The organism is Apibacter adventoris, assembly GCF_002964975.1.
Lineage (GTDB): Bacteria > Bacteroidota > Bacteroidia > Flavobacteriales > Weeksellaceae > Apibacter > Apibacter adventoris.
In genome coordinates this window covers 339,279-364,532 of record NZ_PSZM01000046.1, presented here as the reverse complement: position 1 = coordinate 364,532, position 25,254 = coordinate 339,279, and the positions used below count along the sequence as shown (strand labels likewise).

The 25,254-nt window shown below is 27.7% G+C and carries 24 protein-coding genes and 1 tRNA gene; 11 read left to right on the top strand and 14 right to left on the bottom strand.

Going from position 1 to position 25,254, the window contains the following annotated elements; all coding sequences use genetic code 11:
* Nucleotides 1-8 precede the first annotated feature (8 nt).
* From C4S77_RS12090 to C4S77_RS12080, 3 genes are all read right to left on the bottom strand, one after another.
* Entirely contained in the window at nt 9-788 is a 780-nt protein-coding gene (locus C4S77_RS12090) for a rhomboid family intramembrane serine protease (protein ID WP_105247752.1), read from the bottom strand.
* Nucleotides 789-802: 14 nt separating this feature from the next.
* Complete coding sequence (mutL, locus tag C4S77_RS12085; protein ID WP_105247751.1) at nt 803-2,563, bottom strand: DNA mismatch repair endonuclease MutL; 1,761 nt, start codon at nt 2,561-2,563, stop codon at nt 803-805.
* 155 nt (nt 2,564-2,718) lie between these two features.
* Nucleotides 2,719-3,024, bottom strand: a complete 306-nt coding sequence (locus tag C4S77_RS12080) for a hypothetical protein (protein WP_105247750.1) — start codon at nt 3,022-3,024, stop codon at nt 2,719-2,721.
* A gap of 360 nt (nt 3,025-3,384) precedes the next feature.
* Here C4S77_RS12080 and C4S77_RS12075 point away from each other — a divergent pair, with 360 nt between their 5' ends.
* From C4S77_RS12075 to C4S77_RS12065, 3 genes are all read left to right on the top strand, one after another.
* A complete protein-coding gene (locus C4S77_RS12075; protein ID WP_105247749.1) occupies nt 3,385-3,879 on the top strand; it encodes a hypothetical protein in 495 nt (164 codons plus the stop codon).
* A 190-nt stretch (nt 3,880-4,069) separates the two neighbouring features.
* Nucleotides 4,070-5,914: a tetratricopeptide repeat-containing sensor histidine kinase gene (locus C4S77_RS12070; protein ID WP_105247748.1), complete on the top strand. Its 1,845-nt coding sequence runs from the start codon at nt 4,070-4,072 to the stop codon at nt 5,912-5,914.
* Between the two features lie 8 nt (nt 5,915-5,922).
* Complete coding sequence (locus C4S77_RS12065; RefSeq protein ID WP_105247747.1) at nt 5,923-6,588, top strand: response regulator; 666 nt, start codon at nt 5,923-5,925, stop codon at nt 6,586-6,588.
* 626 nt (nt 6,589-7,214) lie between these two features.
* On the opposite strand, the gene C4S77_RS12060 is transcribed toward C4S77_RS12065, so the two are convergent.
* A tRNA-Asn gene (locus C4S77_RS12060) sits at nt 7,215-7,288 on the bottom strand.
* Nucleotides 7,289-7,535: 247 nt separating this feature from the next.
* On the opposite strand from C4S77_RS12060, the gene C4S77_RS12055 reads away from it, so the two are divergent.
* The gene (locus C4S77_RS12055; RefSeq protein ID WP_105247746.1) at nt 7,536-8,057 is read left to right on the top strand and encodes a DUF7935 family protein; all 522 of its coding nucleotides are present in this window, start codon (nt 7,536-7,538) and stop codon (nt 8,055-8,057) included.
* Between the two features lie 28 nt (nt 8,058-8,085).
* Entirely contained in the window at nt 8,086-8,763 is a 678-nt protein-coding gene (gene radC, locus C4S77_RS12050) for a RadC family protein (protein WP_105247745.1), read from the top strand.
* 5 nt (nt 8,764-8,768) lie between these two features.
* Here radC and C4S77_RS12045 read toward each other — a convergent pair whose 3' ends face one another.
* Complete coding sequence (locus C4S77_RS12045; protein WP_105247744.1) at nt 8,769-10,802, bottom strand: M3 family metallopeptidase; 2,034 nt, start codon at nt 10,800-10,802, stop codon at nt 8,769-8,771.
* A 65-nt stretch (nt 10,803-10,867) separates the two neighbouring features.
* Nucleotides 10,868-11,560 carry a metal-dependent hydrolase gene (locus C4S77_RS12040; protein WP_105194253.1) on the bottom strand — a complete coding sequence of 231 codons (693 nt, stop codon included), beginning with the start codon at nt 11,558-11,560 and terminating at the stop codon, nt 10,868-10,870.
* Nucleotides 11,561-11,640: 80 nt separating this feature from the next.
* Here C4S77_RS12040 and C4S77_RS12035 point away from each other — a divergent pair, with 80 nt between their 5' ends.
* From C4S77_RS12035 to trxA, 3 genes are all read left to right on the top strand, one after another.
* Nucleotides 11,641-12,240, top strand: coding sequence for an outer membrane beta-barrel protein (locus C4S77_RS12035; RefSeq protein ID WP_105247743.1), 600 nt, complete (start codon nt 11,641-11,643; stop codon nt 12,238-12,240).
* 41 nt (nt 12,241-12,281) lie between these two features.
* Entirely contained in the window at nt 12,282-13,691 is a 1,410-nt protein-coding gene (locus C4S77_RS12030; protein WP_105247742.1) for a hypothetical protein, read from the top strand.
* A gap of 90 nt (nt 13,692-13,781) precedes the next feature.
* The gene (trxA, locus tag C4S77_RS12025) at nt 13,782-14,078 is read left to right on the top strand and encodes a thioredoxin (RefSeq protein WP_105247741.1); all 297 of its coding nucleotides are present in this window, start codon (nt 13,782-13,784) and stop codon (nt 14,076-14,078) included.
* Here trxA and C4S77_RS12020 read toward each other — a convergent pair.
* Entirely contained in the window at nt 14,062-14,526 is a 465-nt protein-coding gene (locus C4S77_RS12020; RefSeq protein WP_105247740.1) for a regulatory protein RecX, read from the bottom strand. The genes trxA and C4S77_RS12020 overlap by 17 nt on opposite strands.
* A gap of 102 nt (nt 14,527-14,628) precedes the next feature.
* Between C4S77_RS12020 and C4S77_RS12015 the strand changes: the two genes are divergently transcribed.
* On the top strand, nt 14,629-15,033 hold the full coding sequence (locus C4S77_RS12015; protein WP_105247739.1) for a hypothetical protein: 405 nt from the start codon (nt 14,629-14,631) through the stop codon (nt 15,031-15,033).
* A 43-nt stretch (nt 15,034-15,076) separates the two neighbouring features.
* Here the strand turns inward: C4S77_RS12015 and C4S77_RS12010 are convergent, their stop codons facing one another.
* The 6 genes from C4S77_RS12010 to C4S77_RS11985 are packed head-to-tail and all read right to left on the bottom strand — an operon-like array spanning nt 15,077 to nt 21,104.
* Nucleotides 15,077-15,439 carry an MmcQ/YjbR family DNA-binding protein gene (locus C4S77_RS12010; RefSeq protein ID WP_105247738.1) on the bottom strand — a complete coding sequence of 121 codons (363 nt, stop codon included), beginning with the start codon at nt 15,437-15,439 and terminating at the stop codon, nt 15,077-15,079.
* Between the two features lie 43 nt (nt 15,440-15,482).
* Complete coding sequence (gene dinB / locus C4S77_RS12005) at nt 15,483-16,565, bottom strand: DNA polymerase IV (protein WP_105247737.1); 1,083 nt, start codon at nt 16,563-16,565, stop codon at nt 15,483-15,485.
* Between the two features lie 51 nt (nt 16,566-16,616).
* The gene (locus tag C4S77_RS12000) at nt 16,617-18,209 is read right to left on the bottom strand and encodes an MFS transporter (protein ID WP_105247736.1); all 1,593 of its coding nucleotides are present in this window, start codon (nt 18,207-18,209) and stop codon (nt 16,617-16,619) included.
* Nucleotides 18,209-19,363: an HlyD family secretion protein gene (locus C4S77_RS11995; protein ID WP_105247735.1), complete on the bottom strand. Its 1,155-nt coding sequence runs from the start codon at nt 19,361-19,363 to the stop codon at nt 18,209-18,211. Before C4S77_RS11995 ends, C4S77_RS12000 begins: the two co-directional genes overlap by 1 nt.
* Nucleotides 19,364-19,375: 12 nt before the next feature.
* A complete protein-coding gene (locus C4S77_RS11990) occupies nt 19,376-20,677 on the bottom strand; it encodes a TolC family protein (RefSeq protein ID WP_105247734.1) in 1,302 nt (433 codons plus the stop codon).
* Nucleotides 20,667-21,104, bottom strand: coding sequence for a MarR family winged helix-turn-helix transcriptional regulator (locus C4S77_RS11985; protein WP_105247733.1), 438 nt, complete (start codon nt 21,102-21,104; stop codon nt 20,667-20,669). Before C4S77_RS11985 ends, C4S77_RS11990 begins: the two co-directional genes overlap by 11 nt.
* Before the next feature lie 241 nt (nt 21,105-21,345).
* Here C4S77_RS11985 and C4S77_RS11980 point away from each other — a divergent pair, with 241 nt between their 5' ends.
* On the top strand, nt 21,346-22,188 hold the full coding sequence (locus tag C4S77_RS11980) for a polysaccharide deacetylase family protein (RefSeq protein ID WP_181042891.1): 843 nt from the start codon (nt 21,346-21,348) through the stop codon (nt 22,186-22,188).
* Nucleotides 22,189-22,198: 10 nt separating this feature from the next.
* On the opposite strand, the gene C4S77_RS11975 is transcribed toward C4S77_RS11980, so the two are convergent.
* Nucleotides 22,199-22,999: a S1/P1 nuclease gene (locus C4S77_RS11975; protein WP_105247731.1), complete on the bottom strand. Its 801-nt coding sequence runs from the start codon at nt 22,997-22,999 to the stop codon at nt 22,199-22,201.
* Between the two features lie 154 nt (nt 23,000-23,153).
* On the opposite strand from C4S77_RS11975, the gene C4S77_RS11970 reads away from it, so the two are divergent.
* Nucleotides 23,154-25,139: a S9 family peptidase gene (locus C4S77_RS11970; RefSeq protein ID WP_105247730.1), complete on the top strand. Its 1,986-nt coding sequence runs from the start codon at nt 23,154-23,156 to the stop codon at nt 25,137-25,139.
* The last annotated feature ends 115 nt before the right edge of the window (nt 25,140-25,254 follow it).

The window sequence follows — 25,254 nt, the reverse complement described above, 5'->3', positions numbered from 1 at the left end:
TTCTTTTTTTAATTCCACCTATATCTATTTTTCACCCAATAACGTGTTAAGAAAAAACCAAATACTGCTCCACCTAAATGTGCAAAATGAGCTACATTATCACCCTGAACTTCTTTTACACCCAGAAATAATTCTATTAATACCATTATAGGTATAAAATATTTAGCTTTCATAGGAATAGGAGGAAATATCAACATTAAAACAGAATTGGGAAACATAACTCCAAAAGCCACTAAAACACCATAAATAGCACCACTAGCCCCTAACAAAGGTGTTACTAAATCTAAATAAAACCTTTTCGCTACATTATAATTCGTATTTTCAGGTAAGGTAGATAACCATTGAAAACGCATTCTCATAATATCGTTATCTGAGCTATAAATACTTAATTTAGAATATTGCCCAACTTCATTTAAAGGAATATTTTCAGCAAGTAAAGAATCATATAAATGCTTAAATTCAAAAAAATTAACTAGATTAAACAGAGCAAATGCCCCTAGGCCACAAACAAAATATAAGATTAAGTATTTTTTTGTTCCTAATGCCTGTTCAACTGCAGAACCAAACATCCATAAAGAAAACATATTAAAGAAAAAATGAGCTAATCCTCCATGCATAAACATATGAGAAATAGTTTGATACCAATGAAAATTTGGAGAAAAAGGAAAAAAAGATGCAAAAATTACGTCTAAATCTATGCCATTCATTCCCAATATATATCGCGCAGCGAAAAAAATAGTATTTAATATTAATAAATTTTTAGTTACCGGTGGTATTACTCTATTCATTAGCAAAAAATTAATTAATCAAAATCAATAATAACAGTTTGTTCAAAATTCTTCTTTCCAAATGGATTATATTTTGGACACCCTAAAGACTCAAAATTTTTCCATATAGGATAAAACTGTGAAGGTTGGATAAATTCATTTCTTTTTTTGGCTGAAACTTTAGAAACAGATTTACTAAAAAATATAGAAAATTCATCTTCAGAATGGTCAGAAAGCTCCATTAATAAATCATCTATAATATCAATTACCTTCTCTTGAGGAATATCTGAAGGAATTGCAGTAATCGTTACAATATCAGATTCTATATCCATATCAAAACCACAAGCAAATAAAGGGGTTTTGATAGAATCTAATTTTTCTTTTTCCATTTCATATACTGGACGATTTATAGGGAATAATAACTGCTGGCTTAAAGCATTCCCTTTATAATTTTTTAAATGATTTTCATATAATACAGTCTGATGTATTCTATAAGGATCTAAAAACCATAATTTATTTTCCTTCTCTATGACCCATCTTCCATTTGAAAGCCTTAATAAAGATTGTTCTTCTATTAAAGGAGGGTTAGGAAAATCAAATATTTCAGGAGATAATATTTCCTTTCTTGATGAAGCATAAAGTTCTTGTAAATTTATCTTTTCTTTGGATGTAATAATTTTTTTTTCTTCAAAAGGATTATATGTAGGATTAATTTTGATTTTAGGTTCTGTTATAGAGGTATTTTTGTTTACAGAACTTAAATTACTCCACTCCGGATTCTGATCAAAATCCAAACTGGGAGCAACATTATATACTCCTAAAGATTTTTTTATTGTAGTTCTTAACAACATATAAATAGAGGACTCATCTTCAAACTTAATTTCTGTTTTAGTAGGATGTATATTTACATCAATTTTTTCAGGATCAATCTCTATATATATAAAAAATGACGGTAAATATTTTGATGGAATCAAATTTTCAAAAGCATCTTGTACAGCTTTATTTAAATAATTTGATTTAAAAAAACGATAATTTACAAAGAAAAATTGTTCTCCTCTTATTTTTTTCGCACTTTCCGGTTTTCCTATAAACCCACTTAAACGGATCCACTCTAGTTGTTCTGAAACAGGAATTAATTGATGCTGAATTTTACGTCCAAAAATTTCAGATATTCGTTGTAATACTCCCCCCGAACGTAACCTAAACAATTCTTCTTCATTATTAAATAATTGGAATTGTACTGTTTCATGTGCTAAGGCTACCCTATGAAATTCATCTAATATATGCCTTAATTCAACAGAATTAGATTTCAAAAATTTTCTACGAGCAGGTACATTAAAAAATAAATTTTTTACTAAAAAAACTGTTCCAGTTGCGGTATTAATAGGTTTTTGGGTTATAAATTCTCCTCCTTCTATTACCACATGTGTACCTATTTCTTCCTCGTTTTTTTTAGTTTTAAGTTCTACCTGGGCCACAGCAGAAATTGAGGCTAGTGCTTCTCCTCTAAAACCTTTGGTTTGTATATGGAATATATCTTCTGTTTTTGATATTTTTGATGTGGCATGCCGTTCAAATGCCATTCGGGCATCTGTTACACTCATCCCTATACCATTATCCACGACCTGAATCAAATTTCGACCGGCTTCTTTTACTATTAATATAACTTGAGTAGCTCCAGCATCTATAGCATTTTCCAACAATTCTTTAACCACAGATGCAGGCCTTTGGACTACTTCTCCTGCTGCTATTTGATTAGCCACATTATCTGGAAGTAAATGAATTATATCTGGCATACTTGCAAAGTTATTAAATCTTTTGAAAAGTAAATGTTATGTATGCTTTTTTAAAGTAATAAACAAAGTATACACAAATATTAATTTTTTAGGGAAAATATTTTCCCTAAAAAATTGATATTATTTAAACTTCACAATATTTAAGCCACACTTTTTTACAAAGAAGAATCCTTGTTTATATAAACTTTATTATAAAAATCTATAAGACTTTCAAATCCAATATATTTACATAAAAAATCTATTATACGTCTATTTGGATTAGCTATTGAACCTTCCTTTTCATTTATAAATTTATCGTAATATCTTATAAATGTTTTTTCACTAATATAAACTTTATAATGGATTTCAATTTCATGTGAAATATGTTTAGAAAGTGGGGTTTTTAATATTTGCAAAGTTTCTTTTTCAGCTTTAGAAAAAGCTAAAAAAATAATCTGTCTCATTACCTCTTGATATTCCATAAATTAAACCAGATTTAATTCTGTCTCTAAATCTTTTTTTAAACAATAAATATATCATAAAATAATGATTTTTATTCTCAATATAACATAATATTAATTTGTCCCTCAAAAGTCTTTACATTGTCCATATTTTTTGGACTTAACTCTTTTACTTTGCAAATAATTCAATTGAATGCTATGTAGCAAATGTACAAAATGAATTAAATAAAGGAATAAAAAGTAGCTAATATTAATTATATCGGGATATTTATTATGTCTGCTATTATACTAATTCCTTAATTATCCCGAAAATTGGGTGTGATCTTACTTTATAACCATTAAAGTAAGCACGCTAATGTTAAAATTTAAAGTTGAATAAAAATGAAAAAAATTTTACTTATCGGTATTCTCATTTCCAGTTTAGGAGTAATATCCTGTGTTGGAGAGGATTATAACGATCTTACTGATGGAGAAATATCAAAAGGATCCCAACAAAAAATTCAAGCCGCTGAAACCAGTGGTGAACTTATTCAGTTGCCTAGAAGACTTGATAACAAAAAGGTTAACACCAGTGGTGAACTTATTCAGTTACCTAGAAGACTTGATAACAAACTTGATAATAAAGAGGTTAATACAAGTGGTGAACTTATTCAGTTGCCTAGAAGACTTGATAACAAACTTGATAATAAAGAGGTTAATACAAGTGGTGAACTTATTCAATTGCCTAGAAGACTTGATAACAAACTTGATAATAAAGAGGTTAATACAAGTGGTGAACTTATTCAATTACCTAGAAGACTTGATAACAAACTTGATAACAAAAAGGTTAGTACTACCGGGGAACTTATACAATTACCTAGGAGACCTAATTGGTAGAAAAATTTCTTTTAAAAGAAAATTATACTATTATGCTTATAATGATCTTATAATTCAACAGCCTTAAAATATATTTTGTAAGATCTTAAAAAAACCTAAAAAAATAGATACTAATAAGAGTTAGTATCTATTTTTTTATCTTTATACTATTCTTTTTTAATAAAATCAAATTCTTTATCTTTGTTTAATTATGTTTGGTTTAAATAAAAATAATTTTTCTTTACTTTCCATCTTTAAAAAAATAAATTTATTTTGTTATATATTTTTCATTATATATTCTTGTGATTCACCTGTCTCTATTTTAAACCCTTCCGAAAACTCCAACAATTTAAAGATACATCAATATAATGATAATAATTTTAAAGAAGTTTTTAATGATATCAAAAATGCCCGATCAGAAAAAAACTCTTTATTATTAGGAAAAATATATTTTGAAGTTGGGTATTATTATCTTAACAAAAATATCAGTGATAGTGCATTTTATTATTTTAATCATTCAAAAGAAGAATTTCTGATTCAGAAAGATTCTTCCCATATCGGGGTTAATTTAATCAATATGGCTATTCTACAAGCCAATGAAGGAGACTACTTTGGAAGTGAAGAGACGGCAGTAGAAGCGTTAAAATATTTGAAATCCCCGGAATATAATTCTTTTATTTCTTCTGTTTACAATTGCTTAGCTATTTCTAAAACAGAACAAAAAGATTATGCTCAGGCAATTGATTACTATACAAAATCTTTAAATTATACAGTAAACAAACTTGACATACTATCCATCAAAAACAATCAAGCTGTCATATATTTAAAGAATAAAGAATATAATAGTGCTATTAAGCAATTAACAAAATTACTTGAAACAGAACCTGAATTATACAATCATCCAATTATTCTAGCTAAAATTGAAGATAATCTTGCTTATGCAAAATGGCTGAACACCCCTAAATACAATGCAGAGCCCGAGCTTATTAAAACTTTAAAAATACGGGAAAAAGAAAATGATTTACAAGGACAAATAGCCAACCACTCACATCTTTCAAGATACTTCGCTAAAACAAATCCTTTAAAAGCTGTTTATCATGCTAAACTTATGTATAAAATAGCAAAAAAAGTGGGTACTCCAGATGATCAATTAGAAGCATTACAAAAGCTAACATTATTGGAAAACCCTTCAGAAGCAAAAAAACACTTTGTTTCCTATTTTCATCTTAATGATAGTATACAAACTAAAAGAAGTAAGGCAAAAAATCAATTTGCTTTAATACGTTATGAAGTTGAAAAAAATAAAGAAGAAAATTTACAACTTAAAGCGTTAAATGCCCAAAAAAATTATCAAATTCTTAAACAACGAGTATTAGTATTTTCAATAACGGGAGTTACAATTATAATTTTAATTATATTAATTACATGGTACAAAAGGAGAAAGGAAAAGTTTAAACAGGAAAAATTGGAGGAAGTACATAAAACTGAAATTAAATATTCCAAAAAAGTCCATGATGAAGTAGCCAACGGAATTTATTATTTAATGATTCAACTGGAAAATAATTCTGACCTTAATTCATCAAAAATCATAAATAATTTAGAAGAACTTTATAACAGATCTAGAAATATATCTCATGAATCAGAGTTTAAGACAGACTTGAAAAATGATTTTGCAAATCTCTTGAAAGACATGCTTCAACCTTATGGAAAAAAGGACACGAAAATTATACTTTTAGGAAATAATAAATTGATATGGGAAGATATTTCAATTAAAATAAAGGAGGAATTATATTACGTTATAATAGAACTTATGACTAATATGAAAAAACATAGCTGGTCGAGTTTAGTTACTTTAAAATTTAAAGAAAAAAATAAAGTTTTGATAATTGATTATTTTGATAATGGTGTGGGTATATCATCTTCCAAGAACTGGAAACCAGGTAAAGGATTAAAAAACATAGAAAATCGCATAAACACAATCAATGGAAAAATTTTATATAATATTGAATATAAAAAGGGATTTTCTGTAAAAATTATCATAAATTTACAAAAATAGATAATAATATGTTCAGAAAGATACTCATTGCAGAAGATTTTGATAGCTATAGCCTTGGAGTAAAAAGAACCATAGAAGAGTTAAATATAATACCTATAATTGATCAGGTGTTTTATTGCGACGACGCTCTATTAAAAATACAAAGGGCTCTATTGGATCAGGATCCTTATGATTTATTAATTACTGATTTATCTTTCGCTTCTGATTACAGAGAACAAAGAATATCTGGAGGAGAAGAATTAATAAAAGAAGCAAAAAAAGAACAACCTTATCTTAAAATTATAGTCTTTTCGATCGAAAATAGATTTTACAAAATCAAATCAATGTTTGATGATTATCAAATTAACGGATTTGTAACTAAAGGGAGAGACGATTCTAAAGAACTAAAAAAAGCTATCATTGCAATTAACAATAACCAAACATATATTTCTCATGACAACAAAGAATCTAAACAAAGTCATGTTTATGAGTTTAGTGAATATGATATAAATCTACTTAAATTATTATCTCAGGGATTTACCCAAAAACAAGTAGAATTATATTTAAAGGAAAAACATATAAGTCCTAATAGTGAGAGTTCTATTGAAAAAAGGTTGGCATTTTTACGAGAATCTTTTGATGCTAAAGACACTAAACAACTTTTAGGCATTGTTATTGAATTAGGATTTATATAAAAATACTAACCCAATTTTCTTCTTTTAATTTAATGCTCTTTTTTACGGAAATCCGTAAGGAATGAAGTACATGCTGCATTACCTTTGCTCCAAGATTAAACTTTTAGGCTTAATGTAAAGTCATTAAACCTAAAATTAACCTTATTTAAAAATCAAACATAAGTGTACAAATGTTACTTAATGATGTTTTATTTTATTATTTAATAGGTTTAAGCGTCAAAAAAATCTATATTTCATAAATAATCATAATAAACATATAGTAACAAAACTTGAAAGGGTGTTGATCTCTCAGATCAATGCCCTTTTTTTATCGATTCAAATATATGATATTTTTTGGATATACAAACATAAAAAATTACATTTATTATACAATTATTACATAATATAAGCTTTATTTTATAACAATAAAATATATAATATCTTTTTTTATAGAAGAAGTATTAACATATTATCTAACAAACACAAAAAAAATTTGAAAATCTGTTAAAATATTAATCTAAATTTATTAATTATTAAATCAATTTTCATCTATGAATTTAATATAAATTTAAATTAAAAATAGTTTGTTTTAATTACCATAAATATAAAAAAAGGGTTGTAGTAAACTACAACCCTTTAAAACAAGGCTCCTCCTGCTGGGCTCGAACCAGCGACCCTCTGATTAACAGTCAGATGCTCTAACCAACTGAGCTAAGGAGGAATTTGCGTGTGCAAAACTATAATAAATATCTTTAACTACCAAATGATTTTTTTAAATAATTTTATCCATTTGGGATTTAATACATTTTTTACATTCTTTTTTATTACAAGCCATATACTTAGAATGTTCAAATACAAATAATTAAATTGAATATTCATTGTTAGTATTAAATTTTTTATTATTATATTTATTTTAAAAATACTTCCTTTACAATACAGAATATATTATTTTTGTAAAAAATAGTTATATGGAATTTACTTATTTATTTATTTTATCATATATTTTTATTTTGATAATTATAATAGGTACATTTATTTATCTTTTTAATAGATATTGTAATTCAGAAAAAGAAAAAAGGGATTTTGAATTAAAACAACAAAACTTACATCAAATTCTACCCAATAAATTACAAGCTTATGAAAGAATGGTATTATTCTTAGAACGTATAAAACCCACTGCCTTAATCAAAAGAATTCCCATTACTCAAGATTTAAAGAGATACGAATATTCTTTAATTGAAACTATACAAAATGAATTTGATCATAATTTAGCACAACAAGTTTATATTCATCCGGAAACCTGGGAAATTATTTTTTCAGCTAAGAATGCAACCCAATTACTTATTAATGAAATTTCACAATCTTTAAATGAGGAATCTACAGGAAAAACACTACAGGAAGAAATAATCAAATATTCACTTAAGGATCATCCATTTCCTTCTTCATCTGCTATCATATATTTACAAAAAGATATCCAAAGTTTAGGATAATTTTTAATTAATTTAAACTATACTTGACATGAATATAAAATCTCTTGCTGAAGATGACCGACCTAGAGAAAAACTTCTAATTAAAGGCAAAAATTCTCTTTCTGATGCAGAATTATTAGCAATCATTATCGGTAGTGGTTCTAAAAAAGAAAGCAGTATACATTTATCTCAAAGAATTTTATCTTCTGTAAATGGTAATTGGAATGAATTAGCTAAACTATCAATTAAAGACCTCTGCAAATTTAATGGTATTGGAAAAGTAAAAGCTATTGAAATAATAACTTCTTTAGAAATTGGAAGAAGAAAATCTATACAAGAAGCCCTGAAAAAAGAAAAAATTTCTTCTTCTAAAGATGCTTTTAATTTATTACATCCAATTATTGGAGATAATATGATAGAAGAGTTTTGGGTCGTCTTTTTAAATCAATCACATACTATTCTACATAAAGAAAAAATATCTCAAGGAGGCATTACTGGAACTGTAGTAGATATGCGGTTAATTTTTAAACAAGCTTTAGAACTCAACGCAGTTTCATTAATTATTTCCCATAACCACCCATCAGGAAATACTCAACCTAGTAAAGCTGATCTACAACTTACCCAAGAAATAAAAGATGGAGGTAATCTATTAAATATTAAACTTATAGATCATTTAATTATCACACAATCTTCTTATTTAAGCTTTGCTGATGAAGGGCTTTTATAAATATATTAAACATCTTGGGTAATTAATCCCGCTCTTTTAAGCAATGCTTCCGGCTGAGGCCTTCGTCCTCTAAATGCAATATACAGCTCCATAGGATCATCAGTACCTCCTTTACTTAATAAAGTTTTAAATTTATCTGCAGTTTCAGGGTCAAAAATTCCATTTTCTTTAAAAAAACTAAATGCATCAGCATCTAAAACTTCTGCCCATTTATAAGAATAATATCCTGCAGCATATCCGCCTTGAAAAATATGAGAAAAAGATGGACTTATAGCAGTTTTTTTAATATGAGGATATAACTGAGTTTTTTTTATGTGTTTTTCTTCAAAATCTTCAATAGAATCGGAAGGTTTTAATTGATTTGTATGATATGCCATATCCAATAAACCGAAACCTATTTGCCTTAAGGTTTGATAACCTTGTAAAAAATTTGCTGAAGCTACTATTTTATCTATTTTATCTTCTTCTAATACCTCTCCGGTTTGGAAATGTTTAGCAAAAGTAACTAGAAATTCCTTTTCATAGCAGAAATTCTCCATAAATTGAGATGGTAATTCCACAAAATCCCAATATACATTAGTACCTGATAAAGACTCAAATGTTGTGTTTGCTAAAATACCATGAAGTGCATGACCAAATTCATGAAATAATGTAGTTACTTCTGAAAAAGTAAGTAAGGATGGAATATCTCCATTAGGCCGAGAAAAATTACAAACTATAGAGATATGTGGTCTTATATTCTCTTGTAAAGTTTTGTATTGTCCTTTATATTGAGTCATCCATGCACCAGCCCGTTTCCCTTCACGAGGAAAAAAATCTGTATATAATAGCGCATATGTTTTTTTCTCTTCATTTAAAACTTCATAAACGTCTACTTCGGGGTGGTATTTTTGGATATCATTCCTTTTTTTAAAAGATAATCCATATAATTTATTAGCCGCATCAAAGGCTGCTTTTAATACCTGTTTCAGGGGAAAGTAAGGTTTTAATTCTTCCTCTGATAAATCATATTTATTTTTTCGTAAAACTTCTGCATAATATGCATGATCATAAGCCATTATTTCATTTATTCCATCTTGCACTGCCAATTCTTTCAATTCACTTACCTCTTTTTCAGCAAAAGGCTTTGCTTTATTCAAAAGATCTAAAAGAAAATCTAAAACAATCTTAGGACTAGAAGCCATTCTTTCTTGTAAAATTAAATCTGCATAAGTGCTGTATCCTAATAACTCTGCTTTTTGCTGTCTTAACTCTACAATCTGGTGAATAATTTTTTCATTATTATTTTCATTATCTTTGAATCCTTTTTGCATAGATGCTATGTAAATTTCTTCACGTAACTCTCTATGTTTAGAATATTTTAAAAATGGAACATAACTAGGAAAATGTAAAGTAAAAACCCATCCGTCTAGTTTCCTTTTTTTTGCTTCCTCCCGAGCCATGCTAATAATTAAATCGGGTAGACCCTCTAAGTCCTTTTCATTTTTAAGATGTAAAATATAATCATTTGTATCTCTCAATACATTTTGACCAAATTTTACGGTAAGAGTCGCTAATTCGTTAGAAATTTCCCTTAATTTCTGCTTATCTTCTTCTGATAGTAGCGCCCCATTTTTATAAAAATCTTTATATGTTTTATCTAGTAATCTATATTCTTCTTGAGTTAGCTTAGATTTAAGTGTTGTATCATAAACTATTTTTATTTTTTCAAACAGTTTTTCATTTAAAATAATATCATTGCTATATTCTGCAAGCATAGGAGATATTTCCTGAGCTAAATTCTGTAGATAATCATTGGTTTCAGCTGAATTTAGATTAAAAAAAACAGCTGAAATGATATTAAGCTTTTTACCGCTATTTTCTAAGGCAACTATAGTATTGATAAAACCAGGTGGTTCTGTGTTTTCAATTATTTTTTGTATTTCTTCTTTTGATTCTTTGATTGCCCATTCTATTGCAGATTTAAAGTCTTCTTGGTTTATATTTTCAAACGGTATACTATCAAAAGGCGTCTCAATTTTTTTCAATAAACTATTCATAATCGTTAAGCAACAAAACTCAATTTTAAATGATTTTATAGCAAAAGTATAATATTTTATTTAGATTAAACAAATTTAGAAATATCAATAGAGCCTCCTATAGGTAAAAAAGTAAGATGTTTTTCATCAGCCAAGAAAGCATGTTTGGCTTTTTCTTTGTGAACTTTAATTTCCGGAAAAGTATCATAATGAGATGCTATCACATTGCGGGTTTTAACAAATTTTGCAGCTGCTACTGCATCATAAACACCCATTGTGAAAGTATTTCCTACAGGTAATATAGCTACATCAATATAACCGTATACGTAAGGAAGATTTTTCATATCCTGAGTTAATGCAGTATCGCCTGAAAAATAGACTACTTTTCCGTCCATCTTCATTAGAAACCCAGCTGCTAATCCTCCATACATTCCATCTGGAAAAGTAGAACTATGAACTGCCGAAACCATTTTAACTCTTCCAAAATCAAATTTTTTAACTCCTCCTATATTCATTGGAATAACTTTAAATCCCAATTTTTCATAATGCCTTGCTATTTCTACATTAGCCAATATAGTTGCATCATTATTTTTTGCAATAGCTTCTACATCTAAAATATGATCAAAATGAGCATGGGTAAGAAAAATATAATCTGTTTTAATATCATTTATATTTATTTCTTTAGCTAATTCATTAGCTGTAATAAAAGGATCTATAATAATTTTTGATGTGCTTGTCTTAAAGCAAAAACAGCCGTGACCATAATATACAATTTCCATAATTATCTTATAATTTAATATTAATTCAAATATAATAATTATTAATTATCTTTGAAAAATTTTCATTTAAAAACATTCTTATGAAAAAAGGTTTTTCTATACTTATTTTATTAATAATTCCTACTGTGTGCTTTTCTCAAATAAATTTTGGTATTAAAGGTGGAATGGCTTTTGGATATGATGGAAATTTAAAAAATTTAGTAACTGATATTAAAGAAAGCCATGCAAAAAATAATATTGGATGGCATATGGGAGCTTATAGCAGAATTCATTTTTTAAATTGGTTTTTACAGCCTGAAATATATTTTTCTTCAATGAAAACAGATTTTAATTCTTTTTCTCAAGGAGATTTTACTGCTCATTCTAATAGGTTGGATATACCTGTGCTTGTAGGTCATAAATTTTTGGGAATAGGCCGAATATACGCCGGACCTGTTTTTTCTACTTCTTTAAATGAAGGAATTTCTCTAAAAGGTATTAAAAAAACAAAAACTGATGATTTTTCACTGGCCGGACAGGTAGGAACTGGTTTAGATATTTCTTCTTTTACATTCGACGTTAGATATGAGTTCGGATTTAATGATAATGAAACAAAATTTATAAATAAGCATTCCGGACAACAATTTCAACTTGAAAAAAAACAAAATTCATTAATTTTAAGCATAGGTTATAAGTTTTAACTTTAAGTAGCATTTATTATAAATTTTTTTATTATCATACCATGAAAAAATTATATTCTGTAGTTTGTATATTATTATTCAGTATTATTATTTTTTCTTGCCGTGATGATTACAATTACGATTTAGCCAGTCAACCCCTACGATTTTCCAAAGACACCTTGATACTAGATACTGTGTTTTCTGAAAATCGTTCAAATACTTATGTCTTAAAAGTTTATAACCAACAAAACGAAGATGTTACTATACCCAGAATTTATCTGGAAAAAAATTTAGACTCACAATTTAAAATTAATGTAGACGGTGTTTCCGGAGGAAATGCCAATAATAACAATTTTCAAAATGTTTCCTTACGTGCTCACGATAGTCTTTATATTTTTATTGAATTAGCACCGAAAACTATAACCTCTCCTACTGCTTTAGTGGATGAAAATCTTATTTTTGAAACTGTAGGAAACATACAAAAAGTTAAACTTATTTCTTTAGTTGAAAATGCTGATTTTTATTTTTCTACTTCCGGTACTAAAGAAATCAAATCTGATTTGATATGGGATAGTTCTAAATCTAAAGTTATATATGGAAACTTGAAATTTGTTAATGGATCCAAGCTCACTATAAATAAGGGCACGAAGGTATATTTACATAAAAACGCGGCTTTAATAATAGATAAAGGATGTCAACTCATTATTAACGGAACTTTAAATGAAAAAGTATTAATACGTGGCGACAGACATGATATTGAACATGATACACTACCTGCTAACTGGAATAAAATTCATTTAATGGAAAATACTAAAGCCAATATAAACTATGCTATTATAAAAGGTGGTAATCAAGGGTTATTTTTAGAAAAAAATTCTGAGTTAAATATTTTTAATTCTCAAATTTTAAATTTTATGGATGCCGGAATTCATTCTATAAAAGGATCTATAAAAGGGGAAAATATAGTAATGAATAATTGTGGCAAAAGTGACTTAATTATAGAAAATGGCGGTAACTATGATTTCACACATTGTACATTTTCAAACTATTGGAATTTAAATTTATCTCCGGGATATGCCGTTTATCTTTCAAATTATTATTCTGATAAAGGAAGCCTTTCTTACAACCCATTAAATATTATTTTCAAAAACTGTATTCTTTGGACTCGAAACTCTAATAGCTTATTTCTGGATATCAATAAAAATGCGGCTTTTAATTATACTTTTGATACAAATCTTATTAGAAACAATTCAGACAAAATAACTATTCAAGGAAATCCAAATTTTAAAGATATAATAGTTAATCAAAACCCTCTTTTTTATAAAACAGGATATAATAATCCTAAATTAAATCTAAAACCTGCCTCGCCGGCTATAGGTAAAGGTAATTTAACCTATTCTATTGCTATTCCTAAAGATATAAATGGTGTTTCCAGAACTATAAACCCTAATCTAGGCGCTTATCAAAAATAAATACTCCCTGGATATTACATATTAAGATTTCTTATCCTATTGTATAAATAGGATTGATTTTTGAGGGTATGTAATAAAAATTGATTGGATATGGGAAATTTTTCAGAAATAATTAATAAAAATAAAATTGTACTAGTAGATTTTTCCGCGGAATGGTGTGGACCTTGTAAAACTTTGGCTCCCATGCTAAAAGAAGTAAAAAATAAAGTAGGAAATAATGCTAATATTATAAAAATTGATATTGATAAAAATCCTGGATTGGCAAATTTTTATCAAATACAATCGGTTCCTACACTATTATTATTTAAAAATGGAAAACTAAAATGGCGGGAAAGTGGAGTAAAACCTGTGCATGAGCTAGTTGAAATAATTAATCAGAATATTTAATTTTTATTAAATCATAAATTAATTGATTTTCATATCCTTTCTGAATAAGAAATGATATAAGTTTCTTTTTTTTGGAAATGGCTGTATTTTCAATTAGTGAATTCCATTTTTTATCTGCAACTATTTCTAAGGTTGCTTGGTATGCTTCTTCATCAATTTCATTTAATGCAATATCTATTAATTTCTCAGGTACTCTTTTTTGTTTTAATCCTATAATTATTTTATTTCTTCCCCATTGTTTCTGATTAAATTTTCCTTTTACGTAAGCTTTAGCAAATCTTTCTTCATTCAAAAAATTATTTTGAATCAGCCATATAATAATTTCCCCTTTTTCTTCTTCATTTAAATAAGAAGCTTCTTTTATTTTTTTTTCTACTTCCCAATGACTTCGATCTTGATAGACACAATAATCTGCTAATTTCTTTTTTATTTTTAAAATTGAATTCATTGAAATTTACTTTATATAAGCGATTGTAAAAATATAAATTTCAACTAAAACTAGATAGATAAATTTATTTTAGTAATTTTAGGATGTTTAAATCATATATTTATGAATAGTAAAATCTGTATTTTTTCATTTATTTTCACTTTTTGTTTAAGTTTTTTCTTAATTGCTCAGGACAACCCAAAACTAGATGTGAAAGACCTTACTGATAAACAACTGGAAACCTTAGATAAAGATGTAAGTTTAGATGACTTTCAGAAACTTGAACTGTATGATATATATATGGAAAGTAATAAGAAAATAAAATCGGCTATAGATAAGGGTACCGACGCTACTGAATTAAGATTTATGATTGAAAACAATGACAGAGAAATCGATTCCAAGCTTAAAGAAATATTACTTCCTGAACAATTTGAAAAATATATAAAAATAAAAAGGGAAAGGGCTATAAATGGAGAAAAAAATAAAACTACAAAAAAGAAAAAAAAGAAAAATGACAATCATAATTAAATGAATTTTTTCTATTAAGTTATCTTTTATTTAATGTTTTTTTTCATATTTCATTATATTCATTTTGTTTTTTTATAGGTAATTTTTTTATTACTTCACTTACGGAATGATTAATTAAATCTTTAATTAAAGGATCTGGTACATCTTTATTTAAATACACAGATATCCAATATTTTTTATCTGAATGATATCCAAAATCTATTCCGTCATATTGTTCTCTTAATTCTTCTGATTTTTCCGGATCACATTTCATATTAGCAAAAAATTCATTGTTTTTAGGTGAAAGGGAGAAGTATAAAAACATTTTATTCATTACCTTAAATACTAAGGTATATTCGTCGAAAGGAAAACTTTCAGAGGCACCTTTTATTGAAAGACAAAATTCTCTTAATTCTTCTATATTCATATTTCTAATTATATAGCAAATAAAAATACTAATAAAAATTTATTTATTTAAACTCTTTAAAAGGTATTTTAAACTGATATCCTTCTTTGATAAATTGTTCTGTTTTTATTTCAGAGTTTTTAATGCTTAAACCAATGAGGCGCACTTTATTGTATAATTCTACTTCACTGAGGAGTTCTAAAGCGATTTTATATAAAAGTGTGTATTCATTTATATAAGTTATATGCGTTTTGCTTTTAGAAATTAATTTAAAGTCGGAATATTTAATTTTCAAGGTTACGGTCTTTCCTTTAAAAGAACTTTTTTTTACTCTTTGTATTACCTCTTGCGCTATAATTCCCAGCTCTTTATAAAGTTTAGGTAAAGAATCTGTATCATACATAAATGTATTTTCTGCTCCCAAAGATTTTCTTATCCTGTTAGGATTTACTTCTCGATTATCTTTACCTCTAGCATTAAGATAATATTGTTTTCCTATCTTTCCAAACCAATTAATAAGCTCTTCTTCCGTTTTCTGTTTTAAATCCCAACCTGTATTTATTCCTAAGCGATGCATTTTCTCTGCTGTCTTTTTCCCTATTCCAAAAAATTTTTCGATAGTTAGTTTTTCAATAAATTTTTCTGATTTTTGTGGGGTTATAATGAATAGCCCATTGGGTTTATTATAATCTGAAGCTATTTTAGCTAGAAACTTATTAAATGAAACACCTGCTGAAGCCGTTAAGGAAGTTTCCAGAAGAATTTTTTCTTTGATTTCTTTAGCAATATCCATAGCAAACTCCATATTCTTATGGTTTTGTGTAACATCTAAAAATGCCTCATCTAAAGATAATGGTTCAACTAAATCTGTATATTGAAAAAATATATCTCTAATCTGCTGAGACACCTTTTTGTAGACTTCAAAACGTGAGGGAGCAAATATTAATTCCGGACATTTTTGTTGGGCTAATTTTGATGACATAGCAGACCGTACCCCATATTTACGAGCTTCGTAACTTGCTGCAGCGACTACTCCCCTTTCTCCTGAATAACCTACAGCCAAAGGCTTACCTCTATATTCCTCATTATCTCTCTGTTCTATAGATGCAAAAAAAGCATCCATATCAATGTGAATAATTTTCCGCACTTTACAAAATTATCAATGTTTACCCTATTATTTTTTACTATTATTTGAAATTTATCCCATATCCTTGCCAAATTTTATAAACTTAAGTTTTTTATGATTATTAAATGGATATATAAAGATAAAAATAAGAAGAATAATTCCTATAATAATTAAAATTCCTAAAATGACTTTTAACGATGTCGTTATTGCTTGTATTTGTATAAGATTATATAAATTGGTTGTAGCGTATTGTTGTGCTTCATTTACACCTAAACCTTTTGCTAAACCACTTTTGTAATACTGTTCATACCTTTCTGTTGCTATAGGATTAGTATTGGTAATATTTTCTGAATATTTAACTATAAAATGTTGTTGTAAACGATAAATAGCATTGGTAAAAATAGATGAACTAATTGCAGGGGCCAAGGCTGATCGAATACCTATCAATAAGAAAGCATTAAATATTATTTTAGTAACGGGAATTCCTTGTACTACATAAACACCAAATACAACAAAAATTATAAGCATTCCTATTCCTCTTAAAAACATAGGGAGATAAAGTAACTTATATTCCCCTTGTGGACTTATGGTAAAATATAATAGTACACAAGAAGCTATAAGACATAAATATCCTATAAAAATTATTAAGTTTACTCTTCTTTCTTTTTTAAACCACCATAAACAAAGAAAACTACCTAATATAAAACCTGGTATAGTTATAATATATAATTCATATAAACGATTACTTTCTAGTCTTAAAACAGAAGTTACATAAGAGGATACTAAAACGCTCACAGAAACATAAAACATTCCAATAAACAAAATCACATAGCCTAACCAAGTATTAGTATTTTTTAATATAGTAAGGTCCGCGTAAGGTTTTTCTCTTAAAAATTGTCTCCTAATAAAGAGTAAAAGACTGATCGGAATAATAAAAAATGTGGTAATGGTAATAGATCTTGAATAAAACCAGTCATCAGTTTTGCCATAAGTAAATACATAAATGACTGAAATATAAAATATGGATATTAAAACTACACTAATCCAATCTGCATCTAATAGTGGGATTATAGAAGGTAATTTCACATATCTAAAGGTAAGTAAAACAGCAATAATAGCAATTAGTAAAAGAGCCACCATAAAATAGTACATATGCTGCCAATTGTAACGATAGGCTAGTTCTGAAGTAAGCACCATAGACAATTGGCTCAAACCTAATGTTATTGGGTAAAATTTAGCATAAAATACGCTACGCTTATTATCCGGACTCAGAATCGGCATAAGAATAGATAATGTTTCTAATAAAGCAAATGCTTTAAAGAAGCCAATTAAAAAACTACATCCGGTTATTATAGTCATATTATCTGTTTCTGCACAGATAATACTTAAAATCACCTGCATAAGTAAAGTTAGTAATAAAGTATTTTTTATTGCAAATACAGGTCTTAGCTTTATAATTAATGGATAGGCTACAGACATACCTGCAGATGATGAGAAGTAAGCCATGTTAATATCTTCAGACATAACTCCTAAAGTCCCGGATATATCAATAGAACTTCCTGTATAAGCTCCATTTATAAGCATTATCGGCGCCATAATAGTGTAGGCTACTACACTCATAAGCCATTTAGGTACTTTATTACGAAATATATGTCTTTGTAGCATTACCTTACATATGCTTCTGTTTCTACCATCATACCTGCTCTTAATTTATCTTTATCTTTTTGAGGTAGATTAATAAACTCTATTCTCACCGGAATTCGTTGTTGTATTTTCACAAAATTTCCAGCAGAATTATCTGTAGGAATTAATGAATATTTAGATCCTGTGGCTTCTGAGATAGCTGTTACTTTACCCTCAAAAACTCTATTTTTTATAGCATCTACTTTGATATTTACTTTTTGTCCTATATGAATATTTGCAATTTGTTTTTCTTTGTAATTAGCCGTCACCCATTTATTATTATTTTTCACAAGGTTAGTCAATACTTGCCCAGCCTGTACCAATTCACCTTTTTCTATATTTCTTCTGCCTACATAACCATCATAAGGAGCTGTTATAACTGTATACGATAGATTTAGTTTGGCCATATCTAAATTAGCTTTGCTTCTTAATATTAAAGCTTCTGCGTTTTCTTGTTTTTTACTTACTCCTACAGTAGAAGAAATGTTTGTTTGTTTTTGTCGTCTTAAAGATTCATATTTTGCTTTTGAGGCTTCATATTCTGTTCTCTTTTGATCGAATTGTTGTTGTGGAACAGACTCTTCCTTTAATAAATTTGCATATCGTAAATAATCTCTATAGGCATTATCCATCCTTATTCTGGCTTCTGCTATATTGGCTTCTGTTACTGCCTCGGTATTTTCCGATGTTTCAATATTTGAACTTAGAACATTTTTAGAGGCCTCTGCATCTCTAAGGGCTGCCTGTGCATCCATGACTTTAATTTTAAATTCTCTATCATCAATAATTACCAAAGTATCTCCTGCTTTTACTTTTTGATGTTCATTAAACCTTATTTCTTTAATATATCCGGCTACTCGAGTATTTACAGGCGTAATATATTGATCGATAATTGCATCATTTGTAACTTCATACTGATAATATCTCCAAAAATAATGAATTACCCAACCTATGCCGAATAAGGTAATAATAATACAAAATGTATTAACTATAATATTTCTTCGTCTCTTTTTTTTTAGTTTAGTATGTAGTTCTCTTCCTTCTTTAAGTTTTTTGTTTGTAATTATATTCTTACTTTCCTCAGCAGAAGAGGTTTCAGAGGATCCTTTCTGCGAATTTCCTTCTTTTACACTCATTTTTTTATTAAATTAAAGATTACCACTTGCTTGTAATAATAAATAATAGGTATATATGAAATTGGCTTTGGCTGTTGTTAATTGTAATTCTGCATTAAGTTGAACTGCAGACGCATCTAATAAATCAGTAAGTATTGACAATTGATTAAAATATTTATTATTAGTAATTCTGTAGTTTTCTTTGGCTTGCTGTATAGTTTTAGTTAATACCTCTATCCTATCCATTGCTTCTTTATTTTTAATATAGGCAGATTTTACTTTCATCCTAATATTTTCGCGTGTTTGTTCTTTTAAATTTTCCTGCAAATTTATATTGTATTTTGCTTCGTTTAATGTGTGTCTATGATCGAACCATGAAGATATTTCATAAGATAGACCTAAATTAATTCCCCAAGAATTAATGTATAAATCTTGTACCGGGCTAGTATTTGGTAAAGGTCTTACTAAATTATTACCTGCACTTAAAAATAAATTGGGTAAATATTTTGATTTTGCAATTTTTTCATCAACTTTTGCCTTTTCTATATTATAATCTGAAATTCTTAATTCAGGATATTTTTCGTAGCCTTGTTGCACGTAATAATCTTCATTCTCAACAAAAATCTTTTTTTCTAAAAATAAGGTATCAGGTACAATTATATTTTTTTCCTCTATCCCTAAAACAATATCTAATTGTTGAGATATTATAATTATATTATCTTGAGTTTCTTTTAATGACAATTCATAATTAGATACATCGATCTGACTTCTTAATACGTCATTATTTGTTACAATACCTTCTTTTTTTAAATTTTTTATATTATTTAACCTTTTCTTAGCTTCTTCTATATTTTTTAATAAAACATCTTTCTGTTTATATAAACGAAATAATTCTAAATAATTATTAATTAATACCAACTTTATATCCGAAACATCTTTTTCTAAACTAAGTTCGGATATTTGTCTTGATATATATGCACTTTTTATGTTATTTTTAATTTTTCCTCCCTGATATATAGTTTGCTTTAACTCTAAACCATAGTTCTGTTTCCAATTTGGAATATCAGGATGCTCTGCAAAGGAAAAATTTTTATCATAAATAGATGCTTTTCCTACATATCCATTAGTTGCAGTAAAAGAAATTGATGGTAATTGTTCAATTTCAGTTAAAGCTTCTTTTTCTATTGAAATACTATTTTTTATATGAGAGGCTTTTAATTGTGTACTATGTTCAATCCCTAAATTAAATAACTCTTCAACTCCTAAATAATAATTATTCTGTGCTTTTACTAAATATGTAAACAAAATAATTAAATAAGCAATTTTATACTTCATTTAATTTATTTTTAAATACTAATTCTATATCTTCCAAGTATTCTTTACAGAGCGATACTTTTTTATTTATTCCCTTTGTCTTCAAAATATTATTATATACTCCTTTTACTACATTTTGTATCTTTGCTTCCATATCTACCCCTTTAGGAGTTAAATGAATTAATTTATTTCTCTTATCTTTAGTATCTTCTACCCTTTCAATAAGTCCTTTTTTTTCTAAATTTTTTAAAATATATGATAAGCTAGATTTGTCTCTAAATGTTTTATTGGCAATATCCTGTTGATTCATCAATTCCTCATTAAACAAACAAGACATAATCTGTAACATTTCAAATGAAATGCCTATTTTCTCTTTCCTCATTTCCCTTTGAAACACCTGCCTATAAGCAGTTTGAGTCCTCAATAATGCATATATAAAATCTCTCATCAGTACTTCTTTTTTCAGCTTGCAAAGTTAAAAAACAATAGTTGAATATTCAACTATTATTTAAATCTATTTTTTATTTAACCTTCTTAATACTAAGGATGAATATCTGGCATGATTTATGTTAGTTAAAAAAATGTTAAATATATTATAATTATTTGTTAAATTTATATAAATGAAATCATATACTTTCTCTTTTCAAATACTTATATTTTCACTAATCATCATCAGCTGTAAAAAGGAAATGCAGTTAAAAAGTGAATTTTCTAAAATAAAAGAATCAATAGCTCTTCATCCTAAAGAAAATTATTATGATTCTACTCAATCTTACAATAAAATCTATAAAAAAAATGTCAGTATGCAAACCAGAGGCATAAAGGAAATTCATCCCATAAAAACTGATTCCGGTAAATATCATATCTTTTTCACTCTGGATGATGGACCACAATTACCCGGAACTCAAATATGTAAAAATATTCTAAGAAAAAATAAGGTCAAGGCCACTTTCTTCATGGTAGGCACTCATGTTTACGGAAAAGAAAGACAAAATTTAATAGATTCCATCCAAGCTGATTCTCTATTCATTATAGGAAACCATAGTGATACTCACGCATTTAGGAATAAATTCAAGAATTTTTATCAGAGCCCAAACGTTTCTGTAACTGACTTTATTACTGCGGAAAATAAGTTATGTATAAAAAATAAAATTGCCCGGTTGCCCGGAAGAAATACCTGGGCTATAAATAAAAAGGTAAAAGGCGAATCTTCCGCCTATACTGTTGCCAAAAAATTGGATTCCATTGGGTATTCTGTGTTTGGATGGGACGTTGAATGGAGATTTAAAAATGGTAATATACCCATTGAAACTACTAACGAAATGATAAAAAAAATACAGACACAATTAAAAAACAATAAAACTAATATGCCGGGAAATATTGTAATTTTAGTCCATGACAGAATGTTTAGTAAACCTCAATATACAGATTCGTTAAAAAAATTCATTACTATTCTGAAAGAAAATAATCAGTATACATTTGAAACTATAGATAAATATCCGCTATATACTTTTCAAGAAAAAATCAACTAAAATATTTTGTTTATGTATTAAACAATAAATTTAGCAATTTAGCTAAACGCAATCCACCTTTTAATAACTGGTTTTCTAAAATCTCTTTATTATAATAGGCATATTCATAATCTAATTTTTTATAAGAATTCAATTCAGAATATATTCGAGTAGCAAGCAAATAAGAATCGTAAATCCAATCTTCCAAAGTTCCCTTTGAAAGTACTTTATTTTGATCCTTAGAATTGGTATCTAATACTGAAGCATACTCAGTATAACTATATTTATAATAATCTATTAACTTAGAATCCCATATAGAATGCAGGTTTGTAGGATGCGAAAACCACTGGAGCTTTATTTTATTTCCTCCCAAATCCTTTTCTCTGCCAATATGCAAGGGTTGCTCTAAATCCCCTATTATATGCATCAGAAACAATAAAGCAATTTTCTTATCTTTTGTTAAAGCTGATTTGTCTTTTATTGTTTCCTGACATTTCTGAATAGCAGAATATAAGTTTTCTGTTGGATAATTTTTTAATTTAAAGGAAAATTCATCAAAAGACAAACCTTGAGAAAAATTTATAAAATGCCATTGAAAGGTTTTGTCCCATATTTTTAGAGTATCCGACTTTATTTCGTCAGGCCAATTAGCATAGTAAGCCATAGGTTTGCCTCCTAATAATTTCTGTACTTTTTTTAATGTTTTGCGATTTAAGTGTCTTTCTGCTATTTCAGCAATTACCCTATGCCCGGTAATACCCCATGCATAAGAAAATGTACTATGTAACATACATGACATAAACAAAAATAAAGTACAAATATTTTTAAACATAAGCTTATATAATTTACATGTGTACAAAAATACTCTATATAAAAATAAATTACAGCTATTATTTATTACTATTCTCATTTATGAATAATATCATATAAATTAATTGTAACAAAAAATACTAAATTAACAACTTATTAATTAAAACCTCTATGAAATGAAAAAATTAATAATTTGTATAGCCATGGCAACAACTGTTGGATATAATAGTCAGGAAATAAAGGAACTCCCTGGCGATATTTCTTTACCCTCCAGTAAAGAAGAACTTCAAAAAATAGCAAGCTATGATAAATCGAACTATAAATATAGTGTTGAAGATTATTGGTCGAAACCTAAACAGTCCGGATTTAAGTTCTCTCCGGATGGAAAATATTTTTCTTACCGAGAGAAAGATGAAAAAGGTAAAAATCATCTATATGTTAAGAATACCTCTAATAACGAAGTAAAAAGAATACTGGAAGAAAAAGAGGAACTGATACGAGGATATGCTTGGGTAAATAATGAACGGCTTATTTATATTCAAGATCAAGGAGGAAATGAAAATTACCAATTGTTTGCCGTAGATCTTACCGGTGAAAATAATAAGGCACTCACTCCTTTTGATAATGTGCGTGTAGAAATTCTACGAGTGCTTAAGGAACAACCGGATTATGTGATTATTATGATGAATAAAGATAATCCTCAAATATTTGAACCTTATAAGCTGAATATAAAAACAGGAGAATTGGTCAAATTATTTGAAAATAAAGATATTTCCACTCCTATTATGGGATATGAATTTGATAAGGACGGAAATTTAAGAGCTTATACCCAACAACAAAACGGAACGGAATATTCCTTATACTACAGGACCAATGATAAATCTCCTTTCAATAAAGTTGTTACTACCACATGGAAAGATAGTTTTAACATATTAGAGTTTGACTACCAATCTTCTAACCCAGATTATGCTTATGTGGCGTCAAATCTAAATAGCGATAAAACCGAAATATTACTTTTTGACCTTAAAAACAATAAAGAAATTAAAAAGATTTATAATGATCCTACCTATGATGTTTCTGATGCTTCTTTTTCCCGTAAAAGAAATTATGAGTTAGATTATATCTCTTTTACCGGTGAAAAACCTGAAATAATTGCAGTAAGTCCTGAATTTAAAAAAATATATAGTAAATTAGAAAAGCAGTTTAACGGATATTTTTTCACACCGGTAAACAAAACAGACAAAGAAGATAAATATCTTATTTATGTTGGAAGTGACAAATTATATGGAAAATATTATTTATATGATATTACTGCAGATAAAGTAAGTCTTTTAATGGATCTAATGCCTAATCTTAAAGAGCAAGATATGGCAGAAATGCGTCCTGTGACCTTTAAATCACGAGATGGACTAACTTTACACGGATATATAACTATTCCTAAAGAAACCTCTAAAAACAACAAAGTACCTTTAATTGTAAACCCTCACGGGGGACCTTATGGGCCTAGGGACGAATGGCATTTCAATCCTGAAACCCAATTATTTGCCAGTAGAGGATATGCTACACTCCAAATTAATTACAGAGGTTCCGGCGGATATGGAAAAGATTTCTTATTGGCAGGAAGTAAACAAATCGGACGTAATATGCTGAATGATTTGGAAGATGGAGTAGCATATGCTAAAAGCTTAGATTTTATTGATGAAAACAAAATAGCAATTTATGGGGGAAGCTACGGAGGATTAGCTACTTTAGGAAGCCTTGTAAAAACTCCTAATTTATATATCTGCGGAGTAGATTATGTAGGAGTTTCAAATTTATTTACATTTTTTAATTCTTTTCCTCCATACTGGAAACCTTATATGGGACAGTTTAAAGAGCAATGGTATGATTTTGATAGTGAAGAAGATCAGAAAATAATGAAAGAGGTTTCTCCTGCTTTAAATATCGATAAAATTAAAAAACCTTTATTTGTTATTCAGGGAGCCAATGACCCAAGAGTGAATATTAATGAATCTGATCAAATTGTTAAAAATCTAAGAAATAAAGGATATGAGGTTCCTTATATGGTAAAATATAACGAAGGGCATGGTTTTGGACATGAAGATAATCGTATTGAACTTTATAAAACTATGATGGGATTTTTTGCTAAATATCTCAAATAAAATAATTGTTGTTTTTTTTTCTTTATAAAAGAAACAGGCTGTTTATTTACATTAAAGGCAGCCTGTTTTTTTGCCTTATACTTTAATATATATATAAACTTTTATTAAATCGAAT

What these genes read in the sequence shown, in the direction of transcription:
- C4S77_RS12090 (WP_105247752.1), bottom strand. Translation starts at nt 788, where the DNA reads ATGAATAGAGTAATACCACCGGTAACTAAAAATTTATTAATATTAAAT.
- mutL (WP_105247751.1), bottom strand. Translation starts at nt 2,563, where the DNA reads ATGCCAGATATAATTCATTTACTTCCAGATAATGTGGCTAATCAAATA.
- C4S77_RS12080 (WP_105247750.1), bottom strand. Translation starts at nt 3,024, where the DNA reads ATGGAATATCAAGAGGTAATGAGACAGATTATTTTTTTAGCTTTTTCT.
- C4S77_RS12075 (WP_105247749.1), top strand. Translation starts at nt 3,385, where the DNA reads ATGAAAAAAATTTTACTTATCGGTATTCTCATTTCCAGTTTAGGAGTA.
- C4S77_RS12070 (WP_105247748.1), top strand. Translation starts at nt 4,070, where the DNA reads ATGTTTGGTTTAAATAAAAATAATTTTTCTTTACTTTCCATCTTTAAA.
- C4S77_RS12065 (WP_105247747.1), top strand. Translation starts at nt 5,923, where the DNA reads ATGTTCAGAAAGATACTCATTGCAGAAGATTTTGATAGCTATAGCCTT.
- C4S77_RS12055 (WP_105247746.1), top strand. Translation starts at nt 7,536, where the DNA reads ATGGAATTTACTTATTTATTTATTTTATCATATATTTTTATTTTGATA.
- radC (WP_105247745.1), top strand. Translation starts at nt 8,086, where the DNA reads ATGAATATAAAATCTCTTGCTGAAGATGACCGACCTAGAGAAAAACTT.
- C4S77_RS12045 (WP_105247744.1), bottom strand. Translation starts at nt 10,802, where the DNA reads ATGAATAGTTTATTGAAAAAAATTGAGACGCCTTTTGATAGTATACCG.
- C4S77_RS12040 (WP_105194253.1), bottom strand. Translation starts at nt 11,560, where the DNA reads ATGGAAATTGTATATTATGGTCACGGCTGTTTTTGCTTTAAGACAAGC.
- C4S77_RS12035 (WP_105247743.1), top strand. Translation starts at nt 11,641, where the DNA reads ATGAAAAAAGGTTTTTCTATACTTATTTTATTAATAATTCCTACTGTG.
- C4S77_RS12030 (WP_105247742.1), top strand. Translation starts at nt 12,282, where the DNA reads ATGAAAAAATTATATTCTGTAGTTTGTATATTATTATTCAGTATTATT.
- trxA (WP_105247741.1), top strand. Translation starts at nt 13,782, where the DNA reads ATGGGAAATTTTTCAGAAATAATTAATAAAAATAAAATTGTACTAGTA.
- C4S77_RS12020 (WP_105247740.1), bottom strand. Translation starts at nt 14,526, where the DNA reads ATGAATTCAATTTTAAAAATAAAAAAGAAATTAGCAGATTATTGTGTC.
- C4S77_RS12015 (WP_105247739.1), top strand. Translation starts at nt 14,629, where the DNA reads ATGAATAGTAAAATCTGTATTTTTTCATTTATTTTCACTTTTTGTTTA.
- C4S77_RS12010 (WP_105247738.1), bottom strand. Translation starts at nt 15,439, where the DNA reads ATGAATATAGAAGAATTAAGAGAATTTTGTCTTTCAATAAAAGGTGCC.
- C4S77_RS12000 (WP_105247736.1), bottom strand. Translation starts at nt 18,209, where the DNA reads ATGCTACAAAGACATATATTTCGTAATAAAGTACCTAAATGGCTTATG.
- C4S77_RS11995 (WP_105247735.1), bottom strand. Translation starts at nt 19,363, where the DNA reads ATGAGTGTAAAAGAAGGAAATTCGCAGAAAGGATCCTCTGAAACCTCT.
- C4S77_RS11990 (WP_105247734.1), bottom strand. Translation starts at nt 20,677, where the DNA reads ATGAAGTATAAAATTGCTTATTTAATTATTTTGTTTACATATTTAGTA.
- C4S77_RS11985 (WP_105247733.1), bottom strand. Translation starts at nt 21,104, where the DNA reads ATGAGAGATTTTATATATGCATTATTGAGGACTCAAACTGCTTATAGG.
- C4S77_RS11980 (WP_181042891.1), top strand. Translation starts at nt 21,346, where the DNA reads ATGCAGTTAAAAAGTGAATTTTCTAAAATAAAAGAATCAATAGCTCTT.
- C4S77_RS11975 (WP_105247731.1), bottom strand. Translation starts at nt 22,999, where the DNA reads ATGTTTAAAAATATTTGTACTTTATTTTTGTTTATGTCATGTATGTTA.
- C4S77_RS11970 (WP_105247730.1), top strand. Translation starts at nt 23,154, where the DNA reads ATGAAAAAATTAATAATTTGTATAGCCATGGCAACAACTGTTGGATAT.